Source organism: Enterococcus haemoperoxidus ATCC BAA-382, assembly GCF_000407165.1.
Classification (GTDB): Bacteria; Bacillota; Bacilli; order Lactobacillales; family Enterococcaceae; genus Enterococcus_L; species Enterococcus_L haemoperoxidus.
Genome location: NZ_KE136480.1, coordinates 448,894 through 465,920 on the forward strand (window position 1 = coordinate 448,894; position 17,027 = coordinate 465,920).

15 protein-coding genes and 2 other annotated features are annotated in these 17,027 nt (G+C 36.2%); of the genes, 2 read left to right on the forward strand and 13 right to left on the reverse strand.

From position 1 onward, the window contains the following. Position 1: 1 nt before the first annotated feature. The 4 genes from I583_RS12855 to I583_RS12870 form a co-directional block, all read right to left on the reverse strand. Positions 2-577 carry an anthranilate synthase component II gene (locus tag I583_RS12855; protein WP_010761835.1) on the reverse strand — a complete coding sequence of 192 codons (576 nt, stop codon included), beginning with the start codon at positions 575-577 and terminating at the stop codon, positions 2-4. Continuing rightward, complete coding sequence (trpE, locus tag I583_RS12860; RefSeq protein WP_010761836.1) at positions 574-1,938, reverse strand: anthranilate synthase component I; 1,365 nt, start codon at positions 1,936-1,938, stop codon at positions 574-576. The genes I583_RS12855 and trpE overlap by 4 nt, the downstream gene beginning before the upstream one ends. Positions 1,939-2,648: 710 nt before the next feature. Then, positions 2,649-2,876, reverse strand: a binding site (T-box leader). Between the two features lie 70 nt (positions 2,877-2,946). Next, a complete protein-coding gene (pepT, locus tag I583_RS12865; RefSeq protein ID WP_010761837.1) occupies positions 2,947-4,182 on the reverse strand; it encodes a peptidase T in 1,236 nt (411 codons plus the stop codon). 43 nt (positions 4,183-4,225) lie between these two features. Beyond that, complete coding sequence (locus tag I583_RS12870; protein ID WP_034683721.1) at positions 4,226-5,872, reverse strand: peptide ABC transporter substrate-binding protein; 1,647 nt, start codon at positions 5,870-5,872, stop codon at positions 4,226-4,228. 183 nt (positions 5,873-6,055) lie between these two features. Further along, positions 6,056-6,291, reverse strand: a binding site (T-box leader). Positions 6,292-6,564: 273 nt separating this feature from the next. Between I583_RS12870 and I583_RS12875 the strand changes: the two genes are divergently transcribed. Beyond that, complete coding sequence (locus tag I583_RS12875) at positions 6,565-7,827, forward strand: MucBP domain-containing protein (protein ID WP_010761839.1); 1,263 nt, start codon at positions 6,565-6,567, stop codon at positions 7,825-7,827. A gap of 68 nt (positions 7,828-7,895) precedes the next feature. Here I583_RS12875 and fitD read toward each other — a convergent pair whose 3' ends face one another. The 4 genes from fitD to fitA all read right to left on the reverse strand — a co-directional run bounded on the left by fitD (position 7,896) and on the right by fitA (position 11,599). After that, complete coding sequence (gene fitD, locus I583_RS12880) at positions 7,896-8,861, reverse strand: iron chelate ABC transporter substrate-binding protein FitD (RefSeq protein ID WP_010761840.1); 966 nt, start codon at positions 8,859-8,861, stop codon at positions 7,896-7,898. A 70-nt stretch (positions 8,862-8,931) separates the two neighbouring features. Then, positions 8,932-9,690 (reverse strand): iron chelate ABC transporter ATP-binding protein FitD, encoded by a 759-nt coding sequence (gene fitC / locus I583_RS12885; RefSeq protein ID WP_010761841.1) that lies wholly within the window; start codon positions 9,688-9,690, stop codon positions 8,932-8,934. After that, complete coding sequence (gene fitB / locus I583_RS12890) at positions 9,687-10,655, reverse strand: iron chelate uptake ABC transporter family permease subunit FitB (RefSeq protein ID WP_010761842.1); 969 nt, start codon at positions 10,653-10,655, stop codon at positions 9,687-9,689. The genes fitC and fitB overlap by 4 nt, the downstream gene beginning before the upstream one ends. Further along, positions 10,652-11,599, reverse strand: a complete 948-nt coding sequence (gene fitA / locus I583_RS12895; RefSeq protein ID WP_010761843.1) for an iron chelate ABC transporter permease FitA — start codon at positions 11,597-11,599, stop codon at positions 10,652-10,654. Before fitA ends, fitB begins: the two co-directional genes overlap by 4 nt. Positions 11,600-11,971: 372 nt before the next feature. Here fitA and I583_RS12900 point away from each other — a divergent pair, with 372 nt between their 5' ends. Further along, entirely contained in the window at positions 11,972-12,418 is a 447-nt protein-coding gene (locus tag I583_RS12900; protein ID WP_010761844.1) for a YueI family protein, read from the forward strand. 226 nt (positions 12,419-12,644) lie between these two features. Here the strand turns inward: I583_RS12900 and lepB are convergent, their stop codons facing one another. From lepB to I583_RS12925, 5 genes are all read right to left on the reverse strand, one after another. Beyond that, on the reverse strand, positions 12,645-13,421 hold the full coding sequence (lepB, locus tag I583_RS12905; protein WP_143139961.1) for a signal peptidase I: 777 nt from the start codon (positions 13,419-13,421) through the stop codon (positions 12,645-12,647). Positions 13,422-13,485: 64 nt separating this feature from the next. Then, positions 13,486-14,151: a hypothetical protein gene (locus I583_RS12910; protein WP_010761846.1), complete on the reverse strand. Its 666-nt coding sequence runs from the start codon at positions 14,149-14,151 to the stop codon at positions 13,486-13,488. A gap of 33 nt (positions 14,152-14,184) precedes the next feature. Beyond that, on the reverse strand, positions 14,185-15,279 hold the full coding sequence (locus I583_RS12915) for a WxLIP family cell surface protein (RefSeq protein WP_010761847.1): 1,095 nt from the start codon (positions 15,277-15,279) through the stop codon (positions 14,185-14,187). A gap of 91 nt (positions 15,280-15,370) precedes the next feature. Further along, positions 15,371-16,186, reverse strand: a complete 816-nt coding sequence (locus I583_RS12920) for a WxL domain-containing protein (RefSeq protein WP_010761848.1) — start codon at positions 16,184-16,186, stop codon at positions 15,371-15,373. Positions 16,187-16,218: 32 nt separating this feature from the next. After that, on the reverse strand, positions 16,219-17,025 hold the full coding sequence (locus tag I583_RS12925; RefSeq protein WP_010761849.1) for a WxL domain-containing protein: 807 nt from the start codon (positions 17,023-17,025) through the stop codon (positions 16,219-16,221). Between the last annotated feature and the right edge of the window lie 2 nt (positions 17,026-17,027).

Below are 17,027 nucleotides of genomic sequence, written 5' to 3' on the forward strand. Positions count from 1 at the left end.
GTCATCGTTCCTCCATTAGTTGGATAAAATTTTTAATAATCACTGCACCCATTGACGTTCCGATGGATTCCGGATGAAATTGAAGTCCAAAAACAGGATATGTTTGATGTTCGATCGCCATGATTTCCTGATCCTCTGCCGCAGTTGCTGTAACTATGAATTCTTTTGGTAGTGTTTTTTGATCAATGACTAATGAGTGATAGCGCATCACTAAATATTCATCAGAGGTTCCTTTAAAAAGTTGGCTGGTTTTATCTGTGTTAATAACGGATTGTTTACCGTGACGAATTTCTTTGGCTGTTATTACCTTAGCGCCAAATACCTCACCGATTGTTTGATGCCCTAAACAAATACCTAATAATGGTTTCCGTTGATAAAATTGCTGTATAATTTCTTTTACATAGCCTGTTTCTGCTGGCGTTCCAGGTCCTGGTGAAATTACAATTGCGTTTGCTTGTTCTGCCAATCGAAAAATATTCGTTGAATCGTTTCGAATGATTACTACATCGTGGTCTGTCCCAATCAATTGAGCAAGATTGTGTGTAAATGAATCATAATTATCGATCAGTAAAATCATTTTCCCACCTCCAAAAGTGCTTTGGCTTTTTGCAACGTTTCTTCATATTCTTTCGTAGGATCAGAATCATAAACGATACCCGCTCCTGCTTGCACATAAGCTTTATTTCTGTGGATGACCATCGTTCTTATCCCAATAGCAAAATCAGCTTGATCATTTTTAGATAAGTAACCTACTGCTCCTGCGTAGATGTTTCGTTTGACGGGTTCGATTTCGTAAATACGCTGCATCGCTCGGATTTTTGGCGCACCGCTGACTGTTCCAGCAGGCAACGTCGCCTTTAATGCATCCATCGCGGTCAATCCTTTTTTTAATTTTCCTGTTACGACTGAGACTAAATGCATTACAAAGCGATACTTTTCAACGATCATATAAACAGGGACGTTAACAGTTCCTATTTCACTCACTTTCCCAACATCGTTTCGCCCTAAATCAATCAACATTAAATGCTCTGCACGTTCTTTTTCATCTGTGAGTAGCTCTTGTTCTAAAATAAAATCTTGTTCCACCGTTCGCCCTCTTTTGCGTGTTCCTGCAATTGGATTTGTTGTTACGATTTGATTTTTGACACTGACTAGACTTTCTGGAGATGATCCAATCACGTATGTTTCACCAAAATCTAGAAAATACAGATAAGTTGATGGATTAGTGACCCTTAATCTACGGTAATAATCGAAAGGTTCTTCTTCAAAATCAGCTGTTAAGCGTTGTGAAGGCACCATTTGGAACATGTCTCCCTGCTTGATATAGTCTTTCACTTTTGTAACTACTTGTTCAAAGCTTTCTTTGGTAAAGTTGCTTTGATAATCCAATTTTTTTAACTGGATCTCCTTTTGTTCTTCTTCGTTTGGTGTTTGTAATTCATTTATTTTCTGCTTGATTGCTTCGTTTAATACTTCTTCACTTCGTTTTGAGTAAGCGTCCGCCTCAACCAAAATGATTTTTTCACCGACATGATCGAAAATCAAATAAGAATCGAATAGATAAAAGTGGATATCAGGAACATTTAATTCATCAAATGGCAGCTTGCCTAAATCTTCATAGCAGGCAATCACATCATAGCCAACATAACCAATTGCTCCACCTTGAAAAGGAAGTTCTTTTACGAGTTCTTCTTTTTTCAATACATGTTTTTCGATTTCTTTTAATGGATCTTTTACCGTATTTGTTTGCCCATCTATCGTTAATTGTTTTCCAAAACAAGTGATTTCAGAAATAGCATCCCATGCAATGATCGAATAGCGCCCTTTGCTTTTATCTCTAGGAATGCTTTCTAAAAGGCATTTGTTTGTTCCTTTAATTCTTAAAAATGCGGATATCGCAGTTAGATAATCTGCTTGGATTTCTTTGATTAATTGCACGTTATGTCCTCTTTTCTCATTTTTTATTTTATAGTTTGATAGATCGCTTTGTAGTGATTCTCTAGTACGGTAACTTCTCTCGCTTACACGCCTTGTACTGTTCATCATCTACTCTGGCGTAACCCTTCAATTCTTAGTGCTCCTGCTCTTAGGTATTGATGTGATTGAAATGTAGTGTGGTGATTCTCTAGTACGGTAACTTCTCTCGCTTTGCTCGCCAAGTACTGTTCATCATCTACTCTGGCGTAACCCTTCAATTCTTAGTGCTCCTGCTCTTAGGTATTGATGTGATTGAAACGTAGTGTGGTGATTCTCTAGTACGGTAACTTCTCTCGCTTTGCTCGCCAAGTACTGTTCATCATCTACTCTGGCGAAGCCAGTCGTAGTGATTCACAGCAAAAAGCCCTCACAAAACAGACTTCTATCTGTTTTGTGAGGGCGAATAATAGTATCCACGGTACCACCTCAATGAAAAGTGTATTTCTTTTTAAGTAACCTTTGGCTTGTGTCCACTATTAACTAGATTAGATCATAGCCTAGTAAGGTTGCTTCTCTCCCTTTGCGCACCTTGTACTGTTGATCATCTGCATTGGCAAAGCCAATCGTACTCCTTTACTTCTTAGAGCTTTAACTCTTAGAAATTGATGAGATTGAATCGCTATGTAGTGATAAACAATAAAATAAGCCCTCAAACCACACAAAATCTGTGGTTTGAGGGCGAAAAATTCACGGTGCCACCTCAAGTTCGAAAGAAATTCTTTCCTCTTATCAGTCGTCTATCAACGACCTTACTCTATAACGGGAGTTCCCGAAAATGCCTACTAACATTCAACATTTCGCTCGAAAGTCCATTCACAACCCATCCCTTACTGATTCACAGTCCCATCAGCTCTCTGAAAAGTTCCAGTGTTGCTACTCCTCTTTCTCAAAGCTTTGCTATTGAGAACAATCATATTAGAGTTTTCTAATCTTGTCAACTGTTTTTTTATATAAACAGCAACTTTTTCCTCAAGTTTTTGATGAATCAGTATTTTCTTTAATGATTTCTACAATTGTTTTTGCTGCTAATTCCATTGACTCTAACGTGATAAACTCATATTGCCCATGAAAATTTTCGCCACCTGTAAATAAATTAGGAGTTGGAATACCCATAAAAGAGATTTTTGAGCCATCCGTTCCACCACGAAAAGGTTGGATATCCGGTTTGATGCCAAGATTTTCCATTGCTTTAACAGCAAGTTCTACAGGTGTCATATCTTTTTCGATGATTTCTTTCATGTTGTAGTATTGATCTAGAAAATCGATCGTGATTCGTTCTTTGTCAAATGAGCTGTTTAATTCGCTAACGATCTCTGCAAGTTGTTCTTTTCTCTTTTTGAACAGTTCTTTGTCATGATCTCGAATAATATACGTCAACTCAGCATGATCCAAACTACCAATAAATTTCGTCAACAAATAAAAACCTTCATGCCCACGCGTTTTTTCAGGAACTTCTGCTTTCGGTAATTGGGCATCTATATTCTCACCCAATTTGATTGCGTTGACCATTGTGCCATAAGCCGTACCAGGATGGACACTGGTACCTTCGATCGTGATCACAGCTTGTGCCGCATTAAACGTTTCATATTCAAAACAGCCCACTCTTCCGCTATCTATCGTATAAGCAAAGGCTGCTGGAAAATTAGCTGCATCAAAACGGTCTGCCCCACGTCCGATTTCTTCGTCAGGACCAAACGCAAGTAATACTTTCCCATGAGGAATTTCAGGGTGTGCCAATAAATACTCAACTGCATCTAAAATTTCTACAATTCCAGCTTTATCATCCGCTCCTAAAAGAGTTGTTCCATCTGTTGTGATCAAGGTTTGACCGATGTAATCTTTTAGATTTGAAAACTCTTCAATCTCCATGATGATTCCCAGTTTTTCATTCAGTACAACATCTTGACCGTCATAGTTTGAAAAAATGTTGGGTTGAATATTCTCAGCATTGTAATCTGCTGTATCCAAATGAGCAATAAACCCGATCGTTGGTACATTCTTGTTTGTTGTTGCAGGTAAAACAGCCGTTAAAAAACCATTTTTTTCATTGTAATGAATGTCAGAAAGTCCAATTTCAACTAATTCTTTTTCAATGATTCTTGCAAAGTCCACTTGCCCTGGTGTCGTTGGAACTGTTTGACTCGCTGCATCAGAGCGAGTATTCACTTTGACATATCGGATAAATCGTTCTAATAATCCAGTCATCGTATCCCTCTTTCATTTCAAATTTTAGCTTATATTGTGTTTTCTACTCCTCTAGATAAGCTGTTCTCAGATTGAAATAGTCACCATATAAGTGATAACTGATCCCTTTAATTTTCGGATTGATCAAATAGTTAGACGCACTTTGATACAGTGGCACTTGCGCGGCACCTTGATCTAATAAAATATCTTCCGCTTTTTTATAATCATCAAATTGCTTGTCTGGTGTATTTGCATTGACTGTACGGGCGTCCGTAACCAACTTATCATAGTCAGCGTTTTTGTATGAACCATAATTATACGCAGACTCTCCAGCATATAAGTTAAAATAAGAATCTAAATCACTGCTACCCGCGATCCAGCCAGATAATGAAAGTTCATAGTTTTTATCTTTACGTGTTTGCAATAGATTATTTTTTGGCTGCGCATTAATCGTGATTTCTAAGCCTTTTAAGTTTTCTTGTAATTGGCTTTGGATATATTCAGATATTTTCTTTCCGTTATCATCATCAGAAACCAATAGTGACAACTTAATATTATCCCCTAAATCCGCTTTGGCTTTTTCCCACTCAACTTGCGCTTTTTTTACGTCATGAACCAAATGATCACCGCTAAATTTTCTAAAGTCTTCAGAGGTTTCAGGATTTTTGTATAAGTCGCTCGGAATCAAACCATTTAATGGTTTTGAGCCATCATTCAGCACACTTTTCGTTAATGCATCTTTATCGATAGTTTGAGCAATCGCTTTTCGTAAGTGAGTATTTGCAAGCGCTGTGCCTTCTTTTTTATTGAAATCTAAATAATTATTGGCTACATCTGAATGCGTTACATACCCCGCATCGTCGCTATATTGTTGCACATATTGACCACTGATTCGAGTTAAATCTAATTCATTTGATTGATATAAATTGATTCCTGTATTTTCTTCTTTGATTGTATTCACTTTAACTTCTTCTAATTTTACTTTATCAGCATCATAGTATTCAGGATTTTTCTTTAGTGTCCATGTATCAGATGATGCATCCCAATCTGTTAAGATAAATGGTCCACTGTAAATCAAATGATCGCTGTCTGCTGCGTACTCTTTTCCTTGTTTCTCAACATAAGCTTGATTTTGCGGAGCTAACCATCCAATTGAAACAACTGCTAAAAATGAGGGTTGCGCCTGTTCTAATACGACGTCAAATTCTTTATCGCTTGGCGCTGAAAGACCAATCTCGTCAACAGATTTCTCACCATTACGAATTGCTTTACTGTTTTTTACATTGTCTAACAGGTAAGCATTTGGGCCAATCGTTGCTGGTGTTACAAGTTTTTTCCATGAATATAGGAAATCTTGCGCTGTGATTGGTTCGCCATTGCTCCATTTTATATCCTCTTTCAGTGTAAATTTATACGTTAAACCATCTTCACTGATATCTACTTTTTCTGCTAAACCGGGAATCGGTGTACTATCATCATCAAAACGATATAGCCCTTCAAAAAGATGTTGAACGATCGTGAAAGTATTTTTGTCCATTGTTTGTGTTGTATCTAAAGTTGAGATCGGTGCTGGTGAGCTGATTTTAATTTTTTGACTTGCTGCGATTGTCCCGTCTTCGCTTTTAGTTGTTTCTTTTTTGTCGTTGCCCCCGCATGCGGTTAGAATTAATCCCGTTAGTACTGCACTTACGACTAATAATTTTTTCTTCATTTTATTTCCCCCTTCAATATCTTTATACATTAAACTACTCCTACCTTGTTTGTGTAGATGTCAGGAAAGCTGATCATAAATGAACATAGATGTAACTTCTCTCCCTTTGGTCGCCAAGTATTGTTCATCATCTACTCTGACATAGCCAATCGTAGTGATTCACAACAAAAAACTCTCATCCTATAAAAGGACGAGAGTTTTAAACTTTCGCGGTACCACCTTCAATTGACTTATATAATAAGTCCACTCTTTCAGTACAAACATACTGAGGCGCTATAACAGGCGCACCTGAATTGACCTTAACTTGTTCGATCAATTTGTTCAAAGGCCATTTTCTTTTCCATGTTCACTGTCTCTTTCCACCAGTCGAGACTCTCTTTGAGTTATCTGAAAAATACTTTCCTTATCTTCACATTTAATTTTAATAGATAATGTATTATATGGATTGTAGCATAAATTTTTAGCGAGAGTCAACAGAGTTTTTTTCATTTTAATCGAACATAATGACTTATAACCCCTCTTCCCTGATACCCCTTAATGTAAGAATAAAAATACATCCGAATTATAATCTATTACTTTGTTCTCTATTTCTTATAAAATAAATTCTTTTTTTGATAAAACGCTCTGTCTTCTTAATGATATACTTTAATTGTATCAAAATAATTTGGTACTATTTAGGAGGAGAAGGTAAAATGAAAAAAAACAAAAGATTTGCTAGTTTAGCGTTGGTTACTTTACTAGCGCCAACATTATTGAATGCACAATATGCATTCGCTGAAGAAGCTCCGTCAGTTCCTTCAGAGCAACAAGAGGTCGTTCCAGAAAAAGAACAGCCTGAAGCTGAAAAAGAAGTTGAACCTGAAAAACAACCAGAAACAGAGGCTAAACCTGAAACACCTGTAGAGGAAACTAAGCCTGAAAGCAAACCAGAAAAAGACCCTTCAAAAGAAGAGGCTAAACCTGAAGCTGAAAAAGAAACAAAAGAAAAAGAACAGCCTAAAGAAGACAAAGCTGCTACAACTGTAACTGTAATGATCAGCCTTATTGATCAAACAACAGGTACAACCCAAGTTATACCTATTGCGGGTGAAGTTGGTACAACTAAAAATATTGGTCTACCTTTAGAAGCTGGACGATATGAATTTGTATCTACCTCAGATGGATTGGCAATTCCTATTGTTGATGAAACAGGTCAATTAGGTTTACAGCTGACATTCCCAAACTCTAATACAGGTATTCATAATATTTCTGTCACTGTTAGACAACTAGCTGGCATCGTGGGAGGAAATGTCTTTGTACTTCACCTTGACGATTTAGGCAATGAATTAACAGAAGCGCTAACTGTTTTAAATGGTTTTATTGGTGAAAACTACACAACTGTAGCCCAAAACATTCCTGGTTATACGCTAGTAAATACACCTCTTAACAATAACGGTTCGTATACAGAAACTGAACAGACAGTCATTTATCGCTATGATCGCGTACAAACAACTGTTAGTGTCATTTGTGTTGATGAAAACGGCGAACCTTTAGGTGAAGTCGTTTCCCAAGTTGGTAAGTTTAAGGATACTTTCACTATTACAGCGCCTGAAGTACCTGGTTATGAATATTTAGGTATTTCTCAAGCAACCTATTCGAATCCTTCTACAACATTTAGTGGATCATATGGTTTAGAAGATCAACACTTCGTTGCTACTTATAGAAAAATTGTTGAGGTACCAGCGACTCCCGCTGCCCCAACACCAAGTATCCAAACAGCAACAATTCCTAACCTATTAGAGCAAGTTCCTGTCAAAACAGAACTTCTTAACAATAAGCAATCTAAAAAAGATCATAAAAAATTACCTGAAACTGGTGAGGCTGAAACTAGTTCTTTAGTCGCTTCTATCGGACTAACAATCATTGCAGGTGTCTATTTCACTAAGAAAAAAAGAGAAGATCAATTTAGCTTATAAAATATAATAGAAAACAGGACATACGTCATTAGTTGACATATGTCCCGTTTTTTATTGTTTAGTAAAAATTATTTCAGTGATTTTGCCACATCTTCAATCATCAAGTGCGTAGACTCTAATCCACCACCACTTAGGTACCAAACATCAGGTTGTAAAGAAATAACTTTACCATTTTTCCCAGCATTTGTTTGTTTTACTAACTCATTATTTTCTACATTATCATTCGTATCGTCGCCACCGATTGCTTTCGTACGGTCAACAACGAATAAGATATCTGGATTTTTTTCTAAAACATATTCATAAGAAACACTTTGGCCATGCGTTGATGCTTCGATTGCATCATCTGCTTGTTTAAAGCCAAAAGTATCATGAACGATACCGAAGCGAGAACCCGTACCATAAGCTGAAAGTTGTCCTTCATTTACTAAAACAACTAGCGCTTTTTCATCACTTGCTTGTGCTTTTTCTTTAACATCAGCAATTTCTTTTTCTAAATCGGCAATTTTCGTCTTCGCTTCGTCTTTTTTATCGAAGATTTCAGCTAGTGTTTCAATATTTTTCTTGGTAGAGTTCCATGTATCCTTAGCATCTACTGATAGGTAAATCGTTGGAGCGATTTTGCTTAATTTGTCTTGGAAATCTTGTTGGCGACCAGAGATAATGATCATATCTGGTTTCATTTGGTTGATTTTTTCCAAATCAGGTTCTTTGATACCACCTGCTGATTCTACTTTTTTGTAGCTTTCTAAATATTTAGGTAGGTTTTTCGTTGGCGCACCAACAACGACATCCCCCATACCTAACGCATCAATTGTATCTAGGGATCCATTATCAAAAACAACGACTTTTTTAGGGTTTTTAGGCACTTCTACCGAGCCGTTTGAATCTTTTACTGTGATCGTTGTTGCTGCATCTGAACTTGATTCTTTAGAAGCTGAACCGTCTGTCGCTTTTTTCCCATTGTTACCACATGCACCTAATGTAAGGAGTGCGATCATAGAAACAGTTGCAATTGCTAAGAATTTCTTTTTCATTTTATTTCCCCCAGTTTAATTAATAGTTTAAAATTCTTCTATTACATTTGAATGTGTTTGTTCCACTTTTCTAATTAAAATACATACAAAATCTTTTTCCTTCAATTTCACAAATTCGGATGTTCATATCATAAAGTTTATTCAATACCTCAGATTGAATAATGTCATCTGTACTACCATGTGTAAACAGCCGACCGTCTTTCATTGCTACGATTTCATCTGCATAGCTCGCCGCAAAATTGATGTCATGCAGTACAATAATGACCGTTTTACCAAATTCATCCACCAAACGCCGTAATGTCTGCATCATTTGAACTGCAAAATTCATATCTAAATTATTCAATGGCTCATCTAGTAAAATATAATCCGTATCCTGCGCCAAAACCATCGCAATATAAACTCGTTGTAATTGTCCACCTGACAATGTATCGATCAGTTCATCTGCTAATTCCAGCAATCCAAGATTTGCCATTGCTTCTTCAACTTTTTCATGATCTTCTTTTTTTAAGCGACCTTTACTATAGGGGAAGCGGCCGAAATTAACTAACTCTCTAACCGTAATTTTCAGATTGATGCCATTCGTTTGTTTTAAAATCGATAACTTTTTAGACAGTTCACTTTGTTTCCACGTTTTTACTTCGTTGTGGTCTAAATAAATCTCACCAGTGTCTTTTGGAATCAAGTGGCTCATCATCGAAAGCAGCGTACTTTTACCTGCTCCATTTGGACCGATAAAAGCTGTCAATTTTTGCTCCGTAATGGGCAATTGAACCTCTGAAACAACAATCTTTTCACCATATCTTTTTGAAACATTTTTGATTTCGATCATCTGCGCTGCTTCCTTTCACTTATAATCTTTCCGACAAAATAAACACCGCCGCCAAATTCGATTACAATACTTAACGTCGTATTCAACTGAAACACTTGCTCTACAAGAAACTGTCCAAATACTAACAAAAGGATGGACAATAAACTACCGCCTAAAAATAACTCACGATGTCGATAGGTACCCATCAGTTGATAGCTCATATTTGCCACAATAAAGCCAAGAAAGGTCACAGGGCCCACCAAAGCAGTCGAAAGTCCGATCAATCCACTAATCACAGTCAATAAGACAAACTGAAATCTCGGAACATTGATCCCTAAACTAGTTGCTTGCTCATTCCCTAAATGCAAAACATCTAATGCATGACTTTTAAGCCATAAAAATCCTACTAATAACGTAATCAAAATTCCAGCAATCAATAGATGCTGACTATTCACATTCCCAAAACTAGCAAATAGCTTACCTTGCAGTAAATCATATTCATTCGGATCCATCACGACCTGCAAGAATGTGCTGATACTATTGAAAAATGTTCCTAAGATAATCCCGATCATCAATAGTAGAAACAGATCATTACCGCCTTTTTTCAACAAGAAGCGAGACAACATGATACTCGCACTTACCATCAATAAGACATTCAAAAGAAATGTAGCGATCGTTTCATTGCCTAAAAGTTGCTGCCCACCTAAAAAGAAAAACAGCAAGGTTTGAATAAAAACATATAATGAATCCAGACCCAAAATATTTGGCGTTAAAAAGTGGTTCTGTGTCATCGTCTGAAAACTGATTGTTGAAAATGTTGCAGCGATCCCGACGAACACAAAAGCAAGTAATTTTTTCCCTCTAAGCTCTAAAGCAAAGGCCCAGTTTCCATAAGTTTTATAGGATAAATACAAAGCGCAAACTACAATCACGGCAACCAACAGTAAAGTGATTTTTATCGCGGATGACTGGAAGAATTTTTTCATGCTGTTTTCCTCCTCATCAATAATGCGATAAAGATAAAGCTGCCAAGCACACCGACAACAACGCTGACAGGCACTTCATATGGTGCAATCACGACACGAGCTAAAACATCACAAGCTAATAAAAAGATACTTCCACCAACTGCTGTGATTGCCAACGTATTTTTCATATGATCGCCATAACGCATCGACACCAGATTAGGAACGATCACGCCTAAAAATGGAATATTTCCCACCATGATCAAAACAACCGCACTAGATAAAGCCACAATCCCTAACCCAAATAATTGGATACGCTGATAATTTAATCCCAGATTGGTTGCCATATCTTCCCCCATACCGACAACTGTAAAGCGATACGCAAAAAGATAGGTGATGATCAATAAAGGAATCGTCAGATAAAGTAATTCATAATTTCCCTTCATCACTGTAGAGAAGTTTCCCTGCAGCCATGAAGACATATTCTGAACTAATTGAAATTGATACGCAAAAAATGTTGCCACCGAACCAATGATATTTCCAAACATCACACCAATCAGCGGAATCATGACTTGATTTTTTGCAGGTAAAAACCGTGTTAAATAGATAAAAATCAATGTACCGCCAAAAGCAAACAAGAATGCGATAAAAGACCGGAATAATAACGGTGCACTGGGAAAAAGAATCATCACGACTAAAATTCCTAAACGTGCGCTATCCATCGTACCTGCTGTACTTGGCGAAACAAATTTATTCTGTGTTAGATGTTGCATGATCAAACCAGAAATACTGATCGTACTTCCAGCGATTACCAAACTAATCGTTCGTGGTAATCGTGTTGTTAACAATACTAATTGTTGCTGTGAATCCCATTGAAATAATTGTGTCAGAGAAATATCTTTCACCCCGACAAAAATCGATGATACAATCAAAAGGAGTAAGAGAACAAATAGGCCTATTTTTTTCATATACTTGCTCCGTTTTTCTACTTGCTAGAATGATACCTTCTCAAGAACTGAACGAACTTGTTCAGCTTTTCTAATTGTCTAGCCTTACAAGCTAGTTCTTCGGAAAAAAGATAAAACTTGCTCATGCCAAAAAGCGGCACAATCACGCTTTCTTATTTTTCTGTCAGAACTGAACGAACTTGTTCAGCTTTTCTAATTGAGAATGATTTTCATTCTTACTTATTAGTCTATGCGAAATTAGTAAGAAAAGCAATACCTTTTTAGCTTTTATTCATTCTCAATCAGCAAGGGAATTCAGGTCTTTTAGGTGTTTCCTGTTTGTTGTATGCTATAATTTGAAGTAAGACTATATGGAAGCAGGTTAGATAATTAATGGCACAAGATGACTTACAGAAACATTTAGATAATGCAATGTATGGCACCCCGCTACTGAAACCCGAAGAACAGCGGAAATATATGGGAACATTCCGCGAAAGATGCTATCTGACGATGACAATAACACAGATGAAAAATACTGAGGATAAACGTAATTTCTTAAACGAACTCACAAAACATCCTGATGCTACGGTCCTTTTAAACGGGGCAATGGCTATTGATTTGCAATCGTCTTATATCAAGCTGATCAATGAGCAAAAAGTAAAATTTACAGTGGTCAATGATTTTGTTGAGAATACACCAGATGCTTTAGGGCTAGTGTTAACGGCAAAAGAGGCGGTAAATGAAGAAACGATCGATGTTGAGCTAAAGTATCCTAAGCAAACTTCAGTAAATCAAACAGAGCAACCTAAGAGAAAGTTCTGGCATAGATTGTTTCATTGAACAACTTCAGTTTCTTGCTAGATTAAGGTTTTAAAGGTATTTGTCTTATAAGTACTACAATCCAGGAGCAAATATCTTTTCTTTATAAAACAATACTAAAAATAAAAAAGAAGTTTAGATTTACCCCTAAGAGTTGTATCTAAGCTTCTTTATATCCAAATAAACGATGAAAAAACATTTCCCCATTTCCCGTAGCTAAACGCTTTTATTTCACTTTCTTTTCCATTCAATTAATCATGCGATAATCTAGATTTTCAATTTTATACATAGGCCAAATTCTGGTTGTTACTACCCCAATTATGTCCTTTTTATCGACTAAACCAAAATATCGGCTGTCCGTTGCATATGAACGATTATCACCTAATACCAAAAATTTCTCCTTGGGAATTTCCCCATGTCCCGTTAACGTAGTCGCAGTAAAGTCTTCTGTAAATGTTGTTTTCAATTCTTTAGATTCAGCTATTTGCTCACCAATAAACGTTTCATCTTTTATTTCACCATTAATTATTAAGGTATCATCCCTATAAACAACTGTTTCACCCGGCATTGCAATCACGCGTCTAATGTATTTCTCTTTTGAGTTTGGTATTTCAAAATAAATTAAGTCAAATGAACGAATTTTCTTTTTCTTATCCACAAACACCCAATCTCCTCCGTGTATCGTTGGAATCATTGCATATCCTTCAACTTTAAGTATTGCATAAAAAAAATTGAAAAAAAAGAGAAGTATTGTTGCTGTGCTAATAATTGCCAACACCATTTCAAGTAGTAACATCTTTACTTTTTTCCAGTAGGCCTGTTTACTACTCTTTTTTACTGCTTTTATTTTCTTCTTAACAGCCTTTTTCTTTTTGCGAGGTTTATGTGTAAGCGCAACATCCGGAGCCTTTTTCTTTTTTGCTTTTTCCTGTACATTTTTACTTTTTTCTTTCACTTTCTTTTTAATTACAACTTGTCTACATTGCTTTTTTCTTTTTCGATTCTTCCGTTCATCATTTTTCACTTGTTGCTCATGTCTTTGCCGTTTTTTCGACTGTAACTTCAAAGACACCCTTCTTTCTTACCTATTATTTTTTCTTAAATGCCTCTTCATTTACTTTGTAAAATGCAAAAACTTTTTTCTGATATTTCTGAACATTTTTTATATCTTCTATAAACTCATCAACCATTTCCTGATTTCCATAAATTGAAATGTAATTAGAAACTGTATTAGTTCCAAACTCTTTCATCGCCCTGTAATATCGGTTCAATACAAGTTGTCCTTCTTCGGTATTGACTGAACTAGCTTGTTTTGCTCCGTAACTTGCGATTTTTCCAGATAATACGCGCAAATTATTCTCAGCCTTTTCTTTACTACCTTCTTCACTTCCAGCTCTGTTCAACTCATTTGTCATATCTTTCAATAAATAATATCCTTGCGCAATAGAATCAGCGTCTTTTGCCATTAGATTGGTTGATTGATAGTAATACAAATAACCAACTCCACCCCCAAAAATAATGCAGGCAAGAAAACAAACAATTGCATTGTTTCTTCTCTTTTTTTTCTTTTTTAGCAACTTTCGTTTTTCAAGCATTAACATTTTACGTTTGCGTTTATTCTTTATACGCCTTCTCTGCATTTTTTTTAGTTTACTACCCGCCTGCCAAGAAAGGAGAAAAAAAAGGGGAAACAAAAGAAATGTCAATACGGCTAACGATATACCACTAATAAGTATCCAATCAAATATTGTCACTTTTTTCACTCTCCTTATTAATCATTCATAATTTCACTCAGTCCTTTTTTTTCTTTTCTTGATCATTGAAAGTTCTTTCTTTTTTTTTGCTCTGCGTTTATTCACTATGCGAATACCAATAAAAATCACAATTAATACACTCATTACACTAGCTATAACCATTGCAACTAACTTCCAATTAATACCACGAGCTTGTACCAAGCCAAGATCTTCCTCATTAAATTTATCTGCTTCTTCATTAGAAATACTGAATTCTTTGGTCCATTCCCATTTTTTTTTGCCTGAGGTTGCCAATACATGAGCTCGATATTTACCAGGTACCATCTTTTCTCCTCCCATACTTACAGGGAACTTGATATTAGAGTTAGGTGCCATTCTCATAGATTTTTTTTTCGTTTCATATAACACTTCGTCACTCTTCAAGGGCATGATTTGAGCTTCTAAAGTAAGATCATTTAGAAAATTAGCTTTAGTGTTGGATGCATCAATAAACACTGCATTACGATAATTTGATTGTCCAGCAACTACCTTGTTTAATTCTAGCTCTGGCTGAACTTTGACATCACTTTCTTGAAGTACCATTGCTACAACATAAGCATACTTATTAATGATCGCTGTTCCTTCTTGCTTTGGCTTATTTGCATCATCTTGTTTCTGTAATTGAATTCCCCCAACAATCACTCCGTCATAAGAAGATTCTGGCATAGTAATCATAAAATCTAACATCTTCTCTGATTCTTTGGGTACTTCAATACTTTCTGGTGCTTTTACTAAATCTGTGAAATCATATTTTAATGATGCATCATTTTCTAGAGCTGTCGGCCCATATTCTAATACGCCATTCATATTCGTTTTAGCACCATTCAACTTGACATTAACTGCTATATCTTCATCACTATAATTTTTCACTAATATTTGAACTGTTTGTTGTTGTCCAGGTTGCATTTTTAAGTCAAAATATCCCACTTCTTGTTGTTGATTTTCAGGAAATTGTAGCTCATAAACAAACCCTGCTGCGCCACTCTCATCTTTCTTTTCATTAGCATACCCAGTTTGAGAAAAAGTGATTGTAATCCCAACTAAGAAAAAACTAAGATAGACCAACCATTTATTTTTTTGCCTTTTCATATGTACATCCTTTCCAGTGAAATAAGGACACTAATCGAAAAAATGATCAGTGTCTTATTTCAATTCTTTGTTCATTAATAAAATTTATGTTTTAAGCTTCAGGAGTTGCTGCTGGTGAAAATTCAATAGACCAAGTAATTTCAGCTTCATAGTCGCCTTCACTAATATTGATTCCAGCTGGTACAGTAAGTTTCACACCATCTTTAATTGAACCTTTGGCAGCTTCACCTTTTTCATTTTTCATATCTAAATCAGATTGACCAAATTCAGCTGTATAAGTTCCTAATCCTTCTACGCCAGTTGAATCATTGTTATCAAACACTAATGCTGATTCAGCAGCCCCTTCAGCTAATTGGAAGTCAAGAACAGCTGTTGTAGCCGGCCAACTTGTAGTAACCATGTCAGAATTCAATAATCCATAACGATAATCAATCGTTGCACCTTTTAACGTATCAGTATCGCTTCCTGCTAATGTAAATTGCTTCGTCATTTTTGCTTTAATTTGATATTTGTGATCGTTTCCTCCACGCTTATCTGTCCAAGCAACATAGTTACCACGAGTTACATCTACACCAGCTGAATTAGTCATAGAGACCGCATTAGCCGAATAAACTTGAGGTTCTGTATAAACACCAATTTTTTGTGGTGGGAAATTTAACGTTGTTACACGATCAATTGTAATTGCACCAAACGTATCGTTGTCAGTAACATCATCAGGATTTTTAGGATCTACACTGTCTTTGGGATTTTCTGGGTCAATATCTTTATTATCGCCAGTATCCTGTGTATAGTTAATTTTCCCCTTTCCTGTTGTTGTGTGTTCTGCTGCATTGGTAGCAGTTGGTACCGCTACCCCAATAGCTATTACTGATAATAATGCTGCTTTACATAGTGTTTTTACTTTCATTTTTGTTCCTCCTATTTTTTGTGTGTTATTTATTAAGGCAACTCGGCTAATACCCAAGTCAACTCCGTTTGATATTGTACCGCTTGAATATTTGTTTCATTTGGTACGGTTAAAAAAATTGAATGGTTATCATAAACTTGCTGGTTTTCAAATTCTGAATCCAATACTGGTGTGCCAAATTCATCAACCTTCGGCTCCAATGTAACTTTTTGATTTCGAGGATTACTTTGAGAGGCGCCAAAAATAATGACCCATTGTCCTTTCCCCTGCCCTGATTGAGCAGTTGCAAGCGGGAATGTAGTTGCTTGTTTGTCTACCATAATAGTATCTTTGGATATCTCTGGTGCTGTATCCAAAGAACTAGTAACAGAATTGACCCATATATTATCAAAAGATAGTGATGCACCTTTTAATTCTTTCTCTGTGCTTTTAGCTCCTTCTAGGGTTGTAAATTGTTGTTCTTGGCGAACTTGCAGTTCCCAACCTTTAATTCCGGGACGAGAATCTGTCACCTGAATATAATTCCCTCTAGCTTCTGTCCCATCATGGAACAATTGAGCATTGGCGTAAAATTTACGATCTGTCTTGGTAATTTTATTGTGTCCAAATTTCAATTTCGGAGCAAAATCAAAGCGTAATAATCCATCAGTTGAAGGTCCTGGTCCAGGATCTACCGGTTTTTCAGGATGCTCTGGATCTACTGGATCTTTAGGTAATTGCCCCTTCATCTTAATAGTTCCTTTAGAAGTTATTTCATGTTCTTCGGCAAAATGGGATTGTGCTTGAGCTATCAAAAATGCAACAACACAGACTATTGATAATACAAATTTTTTTCCCATAA